The organism is Flavobacterium sp. JLP, assembly GCF_015350755.1.
GTDB lineage: Bacteria > Bacteroidota > Bacteroidia > Flavobacteriales > Flavobacteriaceae > Flavobacterium.
Genome location: NZ_JADKPS010000004.1, coordinates 301,096 through 318,240, shown reverse-complemented (window position 1 = coordinate 318,240; position 17,145 = coordinate 301,096). Strand labels below are relative to the sequence as shown.

General features: G+C 32.6%; 15 protein-coding genes and 1 tRNA gene. 4 read left to right on the top strand and 12 right to left on the bottom strand.

From position 1 onward, the window contains the following. Positions 1–57: 57 nt before the first annotated feature. Positions 58–131 (top strand) — tRNA-His (locus IRZ83_RS12805). A 193-nt stretch (positions 132–324) separates the two neighbouring features. Here IRZ83_RS12805 and IRZ83_RS12800 read toward each other — a convergent pair. The 9 genes from IRZ83_RS12800 to IRZ83_RS12760 all read right to left on the bottom strand — a co-directional run bounded on the left by IRZ83_RS12800 (position 325) and on the right by IRZ83_RS12760 (position 12,171). Beyond that, the gene (locus IRZ83_RS12800; RefSeq protein ID WP_194569279.1) at positions 325–1,173 is read right to left on the bottom strand and encodes a neutral zinc metallopeptidase; all 849 of its coding nucleotides are present in this window, start codon (positions 1,171–1,173) and stop codon (positions 325–327) included. A 93-nt stretch (positions 1,174–1,266) separates the two neighbouring features. After that, positions 1,267–4,950 carry a PAS domain S-box protein gene (locus tag IRZ83_RS12795; RefSeq protein WP_194569277.1) on the bottom strand — a complete coding sequence of 1,228 codons (3,684 nt, stop codon included), beginning with the start codon at positions 4,948–4,950 and terminating at the stop codon, positions 1,267–1,269. 89 nt (positions 4,951–5,039) lie between these two features. After that, a complete protein-coding gene (locus IRZ83_RS12790; RefSeq protein ID WP_194569275.1) occupies positions 5,040–5,834 on the bottom strand; it encodes a hypothetical protein in 795 nt (264 codons plus the stop codon). Between the two features lie 120 nt (positions 5,835–5,954). Next, on the bottom strand, positions 5,955–7,283 hold the full coding sequence (locus IRZ83_RS12785; protein ID WP_194569273.1) for an aldehyde dehydrogenase: 1,329 nt from the start codon (positions 7,281–7,283) through the stop codon (positions 5,955–5,957). 75 nt (positions 7,284–7,358) lie between these two features. Further along, positions 7,359–8,048, bottom strand: a complete 690-nt coding sequence (locus IRZ83_RS12780; protein ID WP_194569271.1) for an RluA family pseudouridine synthase — start codon at positions 8,046–8,048, stop codon at positions 7,359–7,361. 61 nt (positions 8,049–8,109) lie between these two features. Beyond that, entirely contained in the window at positions 8,110–8,460 is a 351-nt protein-coding gene (locus tag IRZ83_RS12775) for a four helix bundle protein (RefSeq protein ID WP_029272962.1), read from the bottom strand. Positions 8,461–8,570: 110 nt separating this feature from the next. Beyond that, positions 8,571–9,389, bottom strand: a complete 819-nt coding sequence (panB, locus tag IRZ83_RS12770; RefSeq protein WP_029272963.1) for a 3-methyl-2-oxobutanoate hydroxymethyltransferase — start codon at positions 9,387–9,389, stop codon at positions 8,571–8,573. A gap of 61 nt (positions 9,390–9,450) precedes the next feature. Next, positions 9,451–10,647 (bottom strand): SH3 domain-containing protein, encoded by a 1,197-nt coding sequence (locus IRZ83_RS12765; protein WP_194569269.1) that lies wholly within the window; start codon positions 10,645–10,647, stop codon positions 9,451–9,453. A gap of 96 nt (positions 10,648–10,743) precedes the next feature. Continuing rightward, positions 10,744–12,171 (bottom strand): L-serine ammonia-lyase, encoded by a 1,428-nt coding sequence (locus tag IRZ83_RS12760; protein ID WP_194569267.1) that lies wholly within the window; start codon positions 12,169–12,171, stop codon positions 10,744–10,746. A 319-nt stretch (positions 12,172–12,490) separates the two neighbouring features. On the opposite strand from IRZ83_RS12760, the gene IRZ83_RS12755 reads away from it, so the two are divergent. The 3 genes from IRZ83_RS12755 to IRZ83_RS12745 are packed head-to-tail and all read left to right on the top strand — an operon-like array spanning position 12,491 to position 15,471. Continuing rightward, the gene (locus tag IRZ83_RS12755; protein WP_029272966.1) at positions 12,491–14,638 is read left to right on the top strand and encodes a cation:proton antiporter; all 2,148 of its coding nucleotides are present in this window, start codon (positions 12,491–12,493) and stop codon (positions 14,636–14,638) included. Between the two features lie 14 nt (positions 14,639–14,652). Further along, the gene (locus tag IRZ83_RS12750) at positions 14,653–15,084 is read left to right on the top strand and encodes an SMI1/KNR4 family protein (RefSeq protein ID WP_194569265.1); all 432 of its coding nucleotides are present in this window, start codon (positions 14,653–14,655) and stop codon (positions 15,082–15,084) included. Positions 15,085–15,108: 24 nt separating this feature from the next. Beyond that, positions 15,109–15,471, top strand: a complete 363-nt coding sequence (locus IRZ83_RS12745; protein WP_194569263.1) for a glyoxalase — start codon at positions 15,109–15,111, stop codon at positions 15,469–15,471. A gap of 2 nt (positions 15,472–15,473) precedes the next feature. On the opposite strand, the gene IRZ83_RS12740 is transcribed toward IRZ83_RS12745, so the two are convergent. The 3 genes from IRZ83_RS12740 to IRZ83_RS12730 all read right to left on the bottom strand — a co-directional run bounded on the left by IRZ83_RS12740 (position 15,474) and on the right by IRZ83_RS12730 (position 17,092). Further along, positions 15,474–16,157, bottom strand: coding sequence for a 2'-5' RNA ligase family protein (locus IRZ83_RS12740; RefSeq protein WP_194569261.1), 684 nt, complete (start codon positions 16,155–16,157; stop codon positions 15,474–15,476). A 6-nt stretch (positions 16,158–16,163) separates the two neighbouring features. Beyond that, complete coding sequence (locus IRZ83_RS12735; protein ID WP_194569259.1) at positions 16,164–16,532, bottom strand: iron chaperone; 369 nt, start codon at positions 16,530–16,532, stop codon at positions 16,164–16,166. 92 nt (positions 16,533–16,624) lie between these two features. Continuing rightward, positions 16,625–17,092, bottom strand: coding sequence for an SRPBCC family protein (locus tag IRZ83_RS12730; RefSeq protein WP_029272971.1), 468 nt, complete (start codon positions 17,090–17,092; stop codon positions 16,625–16,627). Positions 17,093–17,145 lie beyond the last annotated feature (53 nt).

Sequence of the window (17,145 nt, the reverse complement as noted above, 5' to 3'; positions counted from 1 at the left end):
ATTTTTTCTTTGTAGAAGTAAACCTTTGTTATATATTTGCAACCGCTAAGCAAAATGGTGGTTGTAGCTCAGCTGGTTAGAGTAGCGGTTTGTGGTGCCGCGGGTCGCCGGTTCGAACCCGGTCAGCCACCCAGAAATTTAAAGCCTTGAAGAAATTCAAGGCTTTTTTTGTTTCTTCGCAGAAACAAAATCTAAAAATTAAAAAAATTCCAAATTCCAATTCAGTAAGTCTTGGAATTTGGAATTTTTTTTTAGAATTTTTCAAAAAAAAAGCATGACGTTTAGATCATGCTTTAGCGGTTATTATATTTGGTTTAATGTATTTTATTGAATTTCCTCAAACGTAGTTCCCTGTTTGATGTCGCCGGTTTTAAAACCTTTTTTAAACCAGTACATTCTTTGTTCTGATGTACCGTGGGTAAAAGAATCAGGCACAACTTGACCGCTCATTTTACTCTGAATGGCATCATCTCCAACTGCATTTGCTGCACTTAAAGCTTCATCAATATCTCCTGCATCTAAATTTTCTTGATTATAATGTGCCCATACTCCGGCATAAAAATCAGCTTGAAGTTCAAGCGCTACCGAAAGTTTATTGGCTTCGGCTTCGCTTTTGCCTTCTTGTTCCTGACGCATTTTTGCTGACGTTCCCAGTAAGGTTTGTACATGATGGCCAATTTCATGTGATATAACGTATGCAATGGCAAAGTCACCACCTTTGGCGCCAAATTTAGTTTTTAGTTCTTCAAAGAAGCCTAAATCCATATATACTTTTTGATCGCCTGGACAATAAAAAGGACCAGATGCTGAAGATGCGCCGCCACAAGCTGTATTTACAGCACCTCTAAAAAGTACTAATGTTGGTTTTTTATAAGTCTGGCCATGCTCTTCAAAAATTTTAGTCCAGATGTCTTCATTATCTGCTAGAATAACTCTAACAAAATTCCCCATTTCTTCATCTTCTTTACTTAATGGAGTTGCAGCCTCGGTTTGTGTTTGTCCTCCCTGCATTTGTTCTAAAATATTCCCTACAGTTTGTCCGTTTTCACCGCCAAAAACATTTAGCAACAAAATGATTATACCTATAACACCTCCGCCAACGGCAACTTTTCCGCCAGAAATCGATCTACGGTCTTCTACGTTATCACTTTGTCTTCTGCCAATCCATTTCATAGTATATTGTATTTAAACTTATTGTATTTTATTTAATACGAATTTATATATTTTTTAGGAATATATATTAATGAAAGCGATAACTTTTTTACATTATTTCAACCATTTTCGCAATGCCTCTTCTACTGTGCCGCGAATAATTGGTTTTGAAATATAGTCGTTCATTCCAGCAGATAAACATTTGTTTCTTTCTTCCTTTTCTGCCCCTGCGGTCACGGCAATTATCGGAATGATTTTTCCAATTTTAGTAACCCTTATGGCTTTTGTAGCTTCATAACCGTTCATAATTGGCATTTGTATGTCCATAAAGACAAGATCTGGATTTATATTTTCTATTTGCTTAACCGCTTCATATCCGTTTTCGCATTCAAAAATAATAGAGTTTATATTTAAGTTTTTTACAATAGTTTTTAAGAGAAGCATATTTACTTTATTGTCTTCAACAATTAAAATAATTACTTTTTTCTGGTTAGAATTATAACTTAAAGCATATTCTGGATTGTGCCTATTTGAGATTTCTTTAAATTTCTCATTTATAGATTCGTGACTGATTTTAAGATTTAAATCAAAATAAAAAGTGCTTCCTTGATCAATTTTGCTCTTAAGCTGTAAACGGCTTTCCATCAAGGCCAGCAATTGATTCGAAATAGTTAGGCCTAATCCTGTTCCGCCAAATTTTCGAGTTGTTGAACTGTCTTCTTGCGAAAATGCCTTGAATATTTTGTTTTGATTTTTCTCTAAAATTCCAATTCCAGTATCGGTAACTGAAAAACGGATGATATAATTATCATCAAATTTTTTGTCCAAAACGGTAACATTTAATTTTATCGAACCTTCATTGGTAAATTTAATAGCATTTGAGAGAAGATTAATCAAGATTTGTTTTAAACGTACAATATCTGTCCATATGTATTTTGGGACATTAGGATCTACGTTGAGCTCCAACTGAAGGTTTTTTTGATTGGATTCATAAACAATCAAATCAAATATTTGTCCGAGTATTTTTTGAAGATCGTATAAATCTATAAAAAGTTCCAGTTTTCCAGCTTCAATTTTAGAAAAATCAAGTATATCATTGATGATTTCAAGCAATGAATGTGCAGATTGATTAATTGTTGTCATGTACTTTTCCTGAATTTCTTCAAGATTTGTTTTCATCAGTAAATGTGTAAATCCGATAATACCGTTTAATGGAGTTCGGATTTCGTGCGACATATTGGCCAAGAAATCAGACTTCGATTTATTTGCAGCCTCTGCCAGTTCTTTGGCTTTAATAGCATCTTCACTTTCTTTGATTTTTGCCTGATTTCGATTTCGGTCTAAAGCCGATGAAATATTATTGGCTAAAGTTTGAAAAATATAAATCTCATCATCGCTCCATTTTCTTTCTTTGGTACAATCATCAAATCCAATAAAACCAGAGAATATATTATTCGAAAACAAAGGAAGTATCAATATCGATTTAATTTCATTGGCAATTAATAATCTTTTAAAAAAAGTGTCTTCAAGATTTTGAGTCAGTGTACTCAAAACTTTTTTTGTTTCAGAATGGTAGATTATTTCTTTTAAATTTTCTTCTGTAAAATCTTGTAATTCTGTTATTTGATGAGGTATTCCTTCTCTTGACCATTTATATTGCTGGCTTATGGTATTGGTTTCAAAATCCTTTTCATAATAAAATATATGATCTACTTTTGAAGCTTTTCCAATAATAGCATAAGTTTCTTCAAACATCTTTTGCGGACTTTTACTAAGCAAAAACTTCTCAGTACAAAGTGCCAATGCCGAAAGCAATTCACTTTTCAGTTCTAGTTTTTTCTCTGCTTTTAATCGCATTTGAGAAGAAATAGCCAACGAAATTACATCCGAAATCGTTTTGGCATAGTTGATGTCTTCATTGTCCCATTCCCGTTTTTCACCTGTACTTTCAAAACAGGCAACTCCTGCTAACTGTCCGTTTAAAAAAATAGGAACATCCAGCATCGATTTTATTTTATTTGTAGTAAAATAAATTTCTTGAAATTCAGAAGTTTCTAATTTGTCAAAAACATCTGGAGCATTAATAATGGCTTTGCTTTTTAAAGTTTCAAAATAAATAGGATAGGATTCTTTGTCCAGAATATTTTTATCGCTCAACGTTTGATTGTCTCGGCTAAATAAATTTTTGCAGGCAATAACATCATTTGAAAATTTCCAGAAACTGACTCTGTTTGCTTGTGAAACTGTAGCTGCTTCTCTGATAATGTAATCAATTACAGTCTGAAGATTATCATAATCACGGAAATCAGTAGTCGATAGTTTTTTAGTTGAATTGTTGTATGCTTCAATTTTTTCTAAACGTCTTTTTTTCTCGTTTTCTATGTTTTTGATTTCTGTTATATCTCTTGCAATTCCAGCAAAACCAATGGTTTGGCCCGAATCATTTTTACGGATGATCACTTTTTGAGAAATCCATATTTCTTCTCCATTTTTCTTTAAAATCGGAATTTCAATTGTTGGGTAATTAATTTCATTTTGCTCCAGATTCTCATAAAAATCTACTGCATTCCGAATATAGTCGTCGTGAATGAAATTAGAATAATGCTGCCAAAGAACCTCATTTTCAGTATAACCTAAAATCGAGTAGCCAAATTCATTTATAAAAGTAAAATACCCGTCAACACTGATTTCAAAAATAATATCAGTTGCAGTCTGAATCAGATTTTTATACTGATCCTGAACAATAATCTGCTCGGTAACATCCTGACCAATGCTGATAATTAAATGCTCTGAGAATTTTTTATCTTTCCATTGAATGTATTTATATTCGCCACTTTTATTTTTTAGTTTCCGAATATATAATTTGTTGTCGATATAGTTGTTAAAGTAATTATCCTGGTTGAATTCAGAATCTTCGGTAAGACGCCAAAATTCCATATCGAGAACTTCTTCTGGCTGATATCCTAAAATTGAAGTTATAGTCTCGCTGCAAAACAAAATTTTTCCGTTTTCATTTGTAGCAATCGTAAGCGAATTTCCTTTATGAACAATCTCGTTTGTAAACCTGAAATTGTCGCGGTTATTAAGTAAAACAGCATATTTTACCTGATTAATGATAAAAATCAGAATACTGAAATTGATTAAGAGAACAGATGTTTTTAAGGGAATTAATTTGAAAACAACTGTTGCAGTCAAGTAGATAAAAGTAACTGCAACAAATGTCCAATATATTTTTATAGGCTTAATAACATTGTATGAGAAGAAAAATGCAATTAAAAAAGTGATAATTGGGACAACATCATTTGGAAGAAAAATAATATTACGGCCAATATAGACCATATAGACAAAGAAGGCAATGATGAAATTTTCCTGAATTCTATCTCGTAAAAATTTGACCTTATCTGTAATGAGGTAAATAAATAAAACTGAAAAACCAATAGAAATATTTAGAACTAAAAGACTTGTTGGTCTAATTTTGAAAATTTCATTGATGATTTCGATTAAAATAATCGCAATGCCAAAAAATAAAACATAAAGAAGATACTCTTTATTTGCAGTTTCAGTATCTCTTTTTTTCTCGATGAAATTGCCAATCTTAGCTTTGATTCTAAAGAATTGATAAATCAATATGCTAAGAAATCCGCAGAGAGATAATCCTAAGACAATAAGTTTTGGATTGTTATAGAAAATGATGTCAGAATTGAAAACGTACCAGTTTGTTATAATTGATTTCACGGTATTGCCGATAGCAGCAATACCTGAAATCAATAAATCATACAAACTATAGTTTTCTACCATAGAGTTTGGGTGTTTGGTTTAATAAGTAGCATTTTTTGAATTTCTAAACAGAGTAGGTTAGGCTCTTTTTTACTTTAGAAATTTTTATTTTATTCAAAATCCGATTGCCCAATTGAGTCAATTGAATCTTCTTGTTCTTCTTCATTAAAAATAGCATAGTAAGTAGCATATGTCATTGACGTATTAAAAACAAGTGTAAACACAACTCCCACACAACATGCAACAAAACCTACCATCGATCCTAAAAAACCAATAATAAATAAGGCAAACATTAATAATGGATTTTTGCTCACAACAATAATACTTGATTTAATAGCTTCTAAAGCTTTTAATTTTCCAAAAATGATTAATGGGATAGTCAGGAACGTAAAGAAAGAAATGATTCCAGAAAGCATACCGCCTACAAATCTTAGTCCCGCACTCTCAATAACATTTGAAATTGCTGTACCAATAAGAGCGATAACTAAAGTTGCTAAAAATAGCTGACCAAAATAAGGTGCTTTGTAATAAGTAAAAATAGTTGAAACATTAAATTCTTCATCTTTATCTGCAGAATCTGCCATTTTAAGAAATCCGGCACTAAAAGGTGCCAGCAAAGCAGTTATAAAAGAAACACCAATTGTTGATATTAATATTTCTGAATAAGATAATTTTTGAGTTTCAAGATTTTCAAAAAACTCTCGGGTAAGGCTTTCTGCGCCATAAACACCAGCGATAATACCCAAAATAGCTAATCCAAATACAAATGAAAAAACTACAATTATTAATGCTGAATACAGCGATATTTTTTTAAAATTTTCGATAGCGTGATTAAAGACAGCTGAAAAATCAATTGTATATCCGTGATTTTTAATGTCTTCGATTTGGTCAAGAGTAGATTTCATTTTTTTGTAGAATTGTTTATACTTTTAGCGTTTAAGTTAAATATTGAAACGTAAATATAGTATTTTTAATCAATTATGTATGAAAATCTACAAAATATACGAGAGTTCGTTTTTATTTTCTTACAACCAGTCTAGCAGGCGTTTAAGGGATGTTAATTTATCTTTGTAAGGAGCATATCGCATTGGAAGGTCAAGCCAGTTTCCTTTTTTGACTACAGCTTTATGATGAGAAAAAATATCGAAGCTTAATTGACCATGATAAGCACCAATTCCGCTATGGCCAACGCCTCCAAAAGGCAGTTTTTTATTGGAGAAATGAACTACAGTATCGTTGATGCATCCGCCACCAAAAGAATAGGCAGTAATTAATTTTTTCGCAAATGATTTATTTTCGCTAAAAACATAAAAAGACAAAGGTTTTTCATAACGGCTTACAACGTTCTGAATATCGGCTTCGGTTTCGTAAATCAGAATAGGCAATAGTGGACCAAAAATTTCTTCTTTCATAACCGGACTGTCAAGTGCTGGTTCTTCGATTAAGGTGGGCGAAATGTATAATTTGCTAGAGTCGGTTTCGCCTCCAAAAATTACTTTTTCGCGGTCGATCATACTGTCTAATCGTACCCAGTTTTTGGTATTGATGATTCTGGCGAAATCAGGAGATTTTTCCATTTTTTTACCATAGGCTTTTATAATTTCTTCCATTAAAAAAGAAACAAAATTTACCTTCATATTTTTTTGCACAAGAATATAATCTGGCGCAATACAAGTTTGGCCTGCATTGATGAATTTTCCCCACACAATTCGTTTGGCGGCTAATTTTAAATTGGCAGTTTCATCAATAATGCAAGGGTTTTTTCCGCCTAGTTCTAATGTAACTGGTGTTAAATTTTCTGCTGCAGCTTTGGCAACAATCTTACCGACAGAAACACTTCCGGTAAAGAAAATATAATCCCAGCGCTGTGCCAATAATTTATCTGAAACTTCGACTCCGCCTTCAAAAACTTCAACATGATTGACGTGAAATGATTTTGAAATGATTTTGGCAATAATGGCAGAAGTATGAGGTGTGAGTTCTGACGGTTTTACAACAACTCTATTACCTGCAGCGACCGCGGCAATTAACGGACATAAAGCCAGCTGAAAAGGGTAATTCCATGGAGCGATTACCAAAACATTTCCGTATGGTTCTTTGTAAATAAAATCAGTAGAAGGAAAATTAAGCAACGACGGAAAAACGCGTTTTCTTTTCGCCCATTTATGAATGTTTTTAATTGTGTCTTTCAGGTCTGAAATGACATAATTAGTTTCTGTTAAAACAGCTTCAAATTCGGGTTTTTTAAAATCATCATACAACGCTTTTACAATTAAATCTTCGCTTTGCTGAATAGTATGCAATAATTTCTTTAGCGTTTCTCTTCTGTATCCGATGTCGTTTTTGTAGTCCATTTTATGATCAGCTTGTTTTTTTCTCTATGCAAGTTAATCGATAAAATTTAAAAAATTAACAATTATATCATAAAATCACAAAGCATTCCAGATGGTTTCGTCTGGTGTTGGTGCTGTAATTGTAATGTTTTCTTTAGAAACCGGATGAACAAAAATTAATTTTCTGGCATGAAGATGAATTCCACCGTCTGGATTACTTCGGTCAAAACCGTATTTTAAATCGCCTTTTATCGGAGATCCAATTGCAGACAGTTGTGCGCGAATCTGATGGTGACGGCCTGTATGAAGATTAATTTCTAATGCCACATAATTCTGAAGTTCTTTAAACACAGTATAATCTAAACTGGCAATTTTACTGTCTGGAACTTCTTTTAAATGTGCTTTTGAAGTATTATTTTTTTCGTTTCTTTTTAAAAAATGAACCAATTTGGCTTTTGTTTCCATAGGTTTGTTCTTAACAACTGCCCAATACGTTTTTTGCGTTTCACGATTGCTGAACATTTCGTTCATTCGTGTTAATGCTTTACTTGTTCTGGCAAAAACAACAATTCCGGTTGTAGGTCGATCTAAACGATGAATCACACCAAGAAAAACATCACCAGGTTTATTGTATTTATCTTTTATATATTCTTTTACAACATCAGATAATGGTTTATCGCCCGTTTTATCGCCTTGTACAATATCGCCTACACGCTTGTTTATCACAATAATGTGATTGTCTTCGTGGAGGATTTGTAGGTTGTTTTTATTAGATATGATTTTCATTTTAGGACTTGCTTAGATTTTAGACTGACTTAGACTTCTTAGATTTAGACTTTTTTTTTGTTTACAATAAAGTTGCTCTAAATCTGGATGTCATTTTAGTAATTTCTTCTAACATATGAATTAATTCGCTTGTAATTTCGTCATTTATAAAACCTAAATCAGATGAAATTAAGAGTTGTGTTTCAACTTCGTATGCAGATCCAATAGCAATTTCTAAAAATCTTGCAAAGTCTTTATTTGAATTTCGTGAAGAACCTTCTGCAATATTTGAAGGAATAGAAACAGATGCTCTTCTTAATTGGTTTGTGATTCCAAATTTTTCTTCACTAGGAAATGTTGATGTTATCGAATAAATTTTAGAACAAAACATTCTGCTTTTTTTCCAAATTAAAAGCTCTTTAAACTGATGCATTTTTCTTAGATTTTTAAATTTTTTTAGCTCTTTAGAATGAATTAGATTCCTAAAATCATTTATAAAAATCTAGAAGTCTAAGTCAGTCTAAAAATCTAAGAAGTCTAATTTTAATACTGTTCTCCAGAATTAGGAAAATCACTCGACTTAACATCAGCGACATATTGACCAATTGCAGAAGTCATTTCCTGATAAAGATTCAAGTAGCGACGTAAAAAACGCGGACTAAATTCATTGTTCATTCCAAGCATATCATGAATAACTAAAACTTGACCGTCAACACCGCCACCGGCACCAATTCCGATAACTGGAATAGAAATGCTTTTAGCAACTTTTTCGGCTAACTCAGCTGGAATTTTTTCTAAAACAATACCAAAACAGCCAATTTTCTCTAGTAATTTTGCGTCTTCGATTAATTTTTCTGCTTCTTGATCTTCTTTAGCACGAACGCTGTAAGTTCCAAATTTATATATAGATTGTGGAGTTAAACCCAAGTGACCCATAACTGGAATTCCAGCGTTTAATATTTTTTTGATTGATTCTTTTATTTCTTTTCCACCTTCTAATTTCACGGCGTGACCGCCACTTTCTTTCATGATTCTGATAGCAGAACGCAATGCTTCTTTTGGATCAGATTGGTAACTTCCGAAAGGCAAATCAACTACAACCAAAGCTCTTTCGATAGCGCGAACTACAGATGAAGCATGGTAAATCATTTGATCTAAAGTGATCGGCAAAGTTGTTTCGTGACCCGCCATAACATTTGATGCCGAATCTCCTACTAAAATCACATCGATTCCTGCAGTGTCAACAATTTTTGCCATCGTATAATCATAAGCGGTAAGCATAGAGATTTTTTCTCCGTTGCTTTTCATTTCGATTAACGATTTTGTAGTTATTCTTTTATAATCTTTTTTAGCTACTGACATTTTGTTTTTTGTTTATTTTTTTTTGATAATGTAAAAGTATTGAATAATTGTAACTTGAGAATCAGCAATAGAAGAATATTTCGATGCTGAAAAGCTTTCCGTCTTTAAATTCAATCCTAAATTGACTCTCTTCCATAACAATAGAATAATTATGAGGAGACTTTATTGAAGCTTCAATATAAGTTCCGTATTTTTCAATGAAAGCTTTTTCGGACATTGAATTGTCTAAAGTAGAATTTGCGTTTATGGCAAATTTGTTGTTTTCATTGATAAAAACCTTAACGATTTCTGCTTGATTTTTCTTTTCATCGACAGAAGCTTCTAGATCAGGAAAATAATAAAACAGCTCGCTTAAATATAGGCCGCATTCATCAGGAACACTAGCTTTTTTATCAGGCTGTCCCAATGTTTTTACTAAATCTTTCTGAGATAAAAAAAGCGATTTTGTTTTAGTGGTTTTTAAAATAAATTCTGCTTTTTGAAAGAATGCTGCAATTTCTTCAGGAAGTTTATGTTTTGCTAATCCTTTGGCTATAGCTGTATTTAAGTCTGTTTCAGCAATAAGTTTTGGATCATTTAATTGCTTGACAACTTCAGAATATCTTTGATAGGCAGGTGCCAGTTTTGAATAATCACTATTCCATGCTAATTCAACAAGTCTTTCGCTGACTGTTTTTCTTTCTGAAACAGCATTGCCATCAAGTTTATCGAAATCTTTTATCAAGGTGTCAAAATTTGGTCTCTGCCCTATAAATTTTCGCAAAGTATATTTTGCGTATTCTTGATCAAAATTTCCATTTATGTTTACCCAGTCATCTTGATTTAAAGGTAGATAGCTAACTGCAACCGGATCTCCAGTAAATAGAACTTCTTTTATTTTTGAGTTTTTATCCGGCAAAGCTCTTGCTTTTAAACCTGCAGCCAAAACAAAAAGATGATTTCCGCCATAATATGCATCTCCGCCTTCTAAAATAGGATTTTCAGGATCTTTGATTTTAATGTCTTTAGCATTTAATCTTGTGGAGACAAATTTCTCCTGAACATATCCTTCGTTAAAATTATCGGCTTGAATTTTATACCAGCCATTCTTATTTTCTGATAACAAACGAATTTCGGCACCATATTTAAAATAACCTAAAAATTCAGCTGAGGAGCTAGCAGAGGTATAAAGTCGGGTATCTGAATTAAGGAAATAACGTTCTTGTGAATGCAGTAAAACTGAGCCAAATAAGGCAATTACAAAGTAGAATTTTTTCATGAAGTATGTTTGAGACGTTTTTTGCTGCAGATTAAAGGATTTTAAAGTTTTTTTCATCTGTGCTAATCCTTTAATCTGTGGCTAACTTTATAAATCTTAGCAATCGGCCATGTTTACGGCAATTGCCAAACCGCCTTCTGAAGTTTCTTTGTATTTAGAGTTCATATCTTTTGCCGTTTCCCACATCGTATTGATTACTTTATCTAAAGGTACTTTTGCATTTTTTGAGTCGGTTTCCAGTGCTAATTCGGCAGCATTTATCGCTTTAATCGCACCCATTGTATTTCTTTCGATACACGGAATTTGAACTAAACCGCCAATTGGGTCGCAGGTTAAACCAAGATGATGTTCCATTGCAATTTCAGCAGCCATTAAAACCTGAGCAGGAGAACCGCCCATTAGTTCGCAAAGTGCAGCAGCTGCCATTGATGACGAGACGCCAATTTCGGCCTGACAACCGCCCATCGCAGCAGAAATAGTAGATCCTTTTTTAAAGATACTTCCAATTTCTCCAGCCACCATCAAAAATTGTTTAATTTCTTTTTCGCCTGCGTTGTGGTTTTCAATCACTAAATAATACATTAAAACGGCAGGAATAACGCCCGCACTTCCGTTTGTTGGTGCAGTAACAACGCGTCCTAAAGAGGCATTTACTTCATTCACGGCAAGTGCAAAACAGCTTACCCACTTTAAAATCTGGCGAAATTTTACTTCTGTTTTTCTAATTTCTTCGAGCCAAGACTGCGGATCATGATAATTAGATAATCCAATTAAACCTTGATGCATATCAAAAGCCCTTCTGCGAACGTGTAAACCGCCAGGAAGAATGCCTCCGGTATGACATCCAATGTACATACATTCTAACATCGTATTCCAGATGCGCATTAATTCCGTATGAATTTCTTCTTCCGTGCGCATCGATTTTTCATTTTCATAAACAATTTCTGAAACAGATTTGTTCTCAGAAACAGTATAATTTAAAAGCGCAACAGCATTTTGAATCGGGAAGGGGAAGGCACATTTAATGACTTCTTTTATTCTAGCATTTGTACGCTCTTCTTTTACAACAAAACCGCCTCCAATAGAATAAAAAGTAGATTCATATTCAGAATCATCTGCCTTATAAGCAGTGAATTTTAATCCGTTGGCATGAAAGGGAAGAAATTCTTTGTTGAAAACAATATCTTGAAGAAAATAAAACGGAATAGTATATTGATTTGCCAATACAATTTCATTTTTATCTTCGATGGTTTTAATGATTCCGGCAATATTTTCGACAGGAATATATTCTGGATCTTGACCGCTTAAGCCGAGCATAACCGATAAATCTGTTGCATGACCTTTTCCTGTCAAGGAAAGCGATCCGTACAAATCGACTTTTACACGCTTAATTTGATTTAAAATAGATTCGCTTTTTAACTCTTCTAAAAAACGTTCTGCGGCTCTCCAAGGTCCTAAAGTGTGCGAACTAGAGGGACCAACGCCAATTTTAAGCATATCAAAAACAGAAATACATTCTTCCATTATATAATTTTTATTAAGACAAAGATAATTGAATAATGCAATGAAGTTTTATTTTGGATTGTTAATGTTGCGGTTTTGTTAAAAAAAATATTAAATTTTAATAATTCGATAACGAAATAAATTTAATTGCTTAATATAGGGCTTTCGTAAAGAGTTCGTGGTTTTTTTAGGTATTTTTGTATAGAAGCAATCACACAAAAAACACTCGGTTTTTTAATTCAAAAAAAATCGAAAAACGATAACTTCACGTCTTTATTTTAATTGTTTAAATGTCTTTACAATACAGTTAAAATAGCACAATGAAGATTAAAATTACATTATGATAGAATTTTTCCAGCATTTAATTGACGAGTTAGAATTTCCACTTGTAAAACCAGTACCTATTTTTTCCCTGATACTTCTTATAATTTTATTATGCCCAATTTTACTTAAAAAAATTAATATTCCCGGAATTATCGGCCTTATTATTTCAGGTGTAGTCATTGGTCCTCACGGATTAAATATGTTGGCCAAAAGCTCTGCAGTAGATTTGTTTTCGACCATTGGATTACTTTATATTATGTTTATTGCAGGTCTTGAACTCGATATGAATGAGTTTAAGGCAAATCGAAATAAGAGTTTATTATTCGGATTTTTTACCTTTATCTTTCCGCTTTCGATTGGTTTTCCCGTTTGTTTTTATTTATTAAATTATGATTTTAATGCGAGTTTTTTAACCGCAAGCATGTTTGCTACGCACACTTTAGTAGCGTATCCGATAGTAAGCAAACTCGGAATTGCAAAAAATCAGGCAGTTGCCATTACCGTTGGCGGAACTATTTTAACTGATACCGCGGTTCTGATTATTTTAGCGGTGATTATGGGAAGCAGTCAAGGGAATCTAAATCAGGCTTTTTGGATCAAATTAGGTGTTTCATTGGCTATTTTTTCAGCCATCATGTTTTTGGTTATTCCGAGAATTGCCAAATGGTTTTTTAAGAAATTGGAAAGTGAAAAACATGCGCATTATATTTTTGTACTTTCAGTAGTTTTTTTCGCGGCATTTTTGGCCGAAGTGGCAGGAGTTGAACCTATTATTGGTGCGTTCGTTGCCGGTTTAGCGCTAAATCCTTTAATTCCGCAATCGTCTGCTTTGATGAACAGAATTGAGTTTATCGGGAATTCATTGTTTATTCCGTTTTTCTTGATTTCTGTTGGAATGCTCGTTGATATCAGCGTAATTTTAAGCGGACCAACAGCACTTATTGTGGCCGGAACATTGAGTGTTGTAGCTATTTTCGGAAAATGGATTGCGGCCTTTTTTACCCAAATTGTTTTTAAATATACAAAAACAGAGAGACAGCTTATTTTTGGATTGAGCAGTGCGCACGCCGCCGCAACTTTAGCCGTTATTTTAGTTGGATTTAAAGCGAAGATTTTAGACGAAAATATCTTAAACGGAACTATTATTCTAATTTTAATTACTTGTATTGTAGCCTCTTTTGCGACTGAAAAGGCGGCGAAAAAAATTGCAATCTGCGAGGAAGAAATTTTAAATGAAGATGCTCATAAAGACCAGATTTTAGACGAACATATTTTGATTCCGCTGGCAAAAACATCTGCAACGTCAAGTCTTTTAGATTTTGCACTTTTAATTAAAGACAAAAAATCATCGAATCCCGTAACACTTTTAACAATTGTTCCGAATAACGATCAGGCGGAGAAAAATATTTTGAAATACCGAAAAGCGGTTGACAAATTCGTAATTCAAGGTTCTGCTTCAGAAGTTAAGATTAATACAATCGCCAGAATTGACCATAATCCTGCGAGCGGAATTGCGCGAACTTCTAAAGAAATAATGTCGGATATTGTAATTGTAGGCTGGCCGAGAAAAACTGGTTTTTTAGATAAAATCTTTGGAGAAAATGTAGATTCAATAATTAATAATGTAGATAAAAGTTTATTTATCTGCCGTTTTCAAAAAACATTTATAGAAGAAAAAAGATTGGTTTTCATTTGTCCGCCTTTTTCTGAGAGAGGAAAAGGGTTTCAGCTTTTACTGCAAAAAATTTGTCGATTGTCTCAAGAATTAAGTGTTCCGATTGTCATTTATGCCGAGTATAAAACGCATCAAACGATTTTGCAAATTGCCAATAATTTGAAATTGAATGCTAAATTAGGTTTTAAAAGCATAATGGATTGGGATGATTTTGAATCTATTTCTGATGAAATAAAACCAACAGATTTAATTGTTTTTAACTTGTCTCGAAAAGGTTCTGTTTCATATCAGTCTATATTTGACAGATTGCCGTCAAAATTTGAAAAATCGTTCAATGACAATAATTTGATTTTAGTTTATCCGCAAGACGATAATAAAGTAACTTCTATGGATGCGTATGAAGATTTTACCGCAACGCCATTGAAAAAAGGTCTTGAAGCGATCGAGCAGCTTGGTAGAGGTTTGGGGAATATTTTTAATAAGGGATAGAGAAAATATTAATTATGAAGGAAAATCTACAAGAGATATTTAAAAAATATAGTTTTCCTAAAAGAGATATAAATGCTTTGGTTGAAGTTTCAGATGTTGAATATTATTCTAATTTAAAACTTCCCGAAGATTATGTATTTTATCTTGAAAATTATTTTGGCATTGACCAGTTTATTGGTGTTGAGTTTATAAAACTTTGGAGTTTAGAAGAAATTATTGAAGCTAATAAAAGTTATAAAATTGTTGAAGAATTAACTGCAACTATTGGAATTGGTACAAATGGAAGCGGTGAATTTATTGGAATTGAAATTGATTCAAATAAGAATAATGTAAAAATTATACTTTCACCTTTTATCGATTTAAATTCGAAATATCATGTTGAAATAGGAACTTCATTTACAGATTTCCTTATTAAACTTGATAAAGGACTTGAATGGTTTTCGTAAGTAAAATTAAATAACGATATTAATATGAGCAACAAGATAAAATCAATACGGCCATTTATAGGATCTAAAGATTTCGAAATCTCAAGAAATTTTTATAAAGATTTGGGGTTTGAAGAAATAATTTTAGGGCCTAATTTTTCGGTTTTTAAAAGAGAAGAAATCGCTTTTTATCTTCAAGATTATTATGCGAAAGAATGGATTGACAACACCATGGTTTTTTTGGAAGTTGAAGATGTAGAAAGTTATTATGCAAGACTTTTAGATTTGAATTTAACTGAAAAATATCCAACTGCAAAATTAGTTCCGATTCAATATTTAGATTGGGGAAGCGAATGTTTTCTGCATGATCCGTCGGGTATTTTGTGGCATTTCGGAAAGTTTAAATAATTTTATTTTAAATAAAAATCACATAAATTAACTGTGTTTTCTTTTCGCTGATACCAATCGTTATAAACTAATTCTAATTTCTCAACGGTAAATTCTCCGAAATCATAATCACGGAATTTTTCAACAACATCTAGTAATTTTTCAGGATTTTGAAGTTTTTCCTGAAAACGCATTATTGTAGAATGTGCTGTTGCAATTGCATATCGGCTGTCGATACTTTGTTCTAAATTCGATTTTTTGAAGTTCTCCCGAAGTGTGTTTCGCAAAATATTCAACGTTTCGTCAGCAGGAAAACCTTGAATCATTATGGCATCATTTGAAGCTGTTACGCCCCAAAATTTGATTTTGATTTCATCTACTTCAACCAAACTTTTTTGAATAATTTCGATATACTCTTCAATATTTATTTTATCTAAAGTAAAACCTGCATAACACGAAATAATAGACATTACTGTAATATGAAAATCAGCATCAGGATAATAATATTGTCTTGCATCAATTGCATTTAATTCGGCTAAAAAGGTTTGAATATTATCTTTTATTTCTTTCGAAGGCCGAATCAATAAAGTAAGTCCGAATCGCGAATCAGAAGTGTCGGTAATATGCGTGTCTAATTTGTAATCTCCCTCTAAAATAGCTTCGGAAGACTTTTTATAAAGTTGAGTATAATGGTCTTTTAAATTCATTTAGAGTTATTTCTTTTTTGCTTTTTCTAGATTTTCTTTTACTCTAAATTTTACAATTTTAGTAATCAAGTCAAAAGGCATTGGTTTATTTAAAGGAAATTGTACAGAACCTTTTCCGGATTTATATTGTGAAAGCTCCTCCTGAAAAGCTTCGTGACCACTCGGCAAAGCATACAAGCCAACATGATTTTTAAAAGCAGCAAAATAAACTACAATCCCATTCTGTTCAAAAGCCGGCATCGAATAACTGATTTTTTCTTTGGCTTCTGGCGCAGCTTTTTGAATCGTCATTCGAACTTTCTCCAAAATTTCCTGAACTTCATTGGGAAATCCGCCAATGTATTCGTCTATGTTTTCAGGTTTTTTTATTTCCATGAGGTTTGGTTTTTTTGTTTCAAGTTTCAGGTTTCAAGTTTCATGTTGCGTACAGAACTTGAAACTAAAAAAACTTGAAACCTGAAACTTTTTTAAGCAAGTCCTTTCGGGAATCGATCTAAAACCAAATTCAGCTGAATTTTATGTTCTAAATACGCTTTTGCACCCGCTAAAACCAATGTAAAACCTTCAGTCGAATTTCGAACTTGATCAATTATTTTATCTGAATCTCCTTTTAAGCCTGAATTTGTAATACTCACAAAAGTTTCATTTTCGTTTAACGGATGAAATACCCATTCGACGATTGTAGTTTCATCAGGATTTCCCCATTCGATTACAATTTTTTTATTTTCCTGCAGAACATGAGTGGTTACGGTTAATGAAAAACCATACATTTCCCAAGTCCATTCGGTTGTAGTGTCTTGTTCTAATTTTCCGGAGCCTTTTGTAAACCAAAATTTACTAGTAATTTCCGGATTAATAAAAGCCTGAAAAACTTCTGAAACGGGTTTTCTAATCAGCATTTCAGCTTTTGCAAAGTGGTTGTTTTCTACTTTCATTTTAGTAAGATTTAAAAGTTAGAAGTGAAATGTAAATATAACTCTAATTGTTT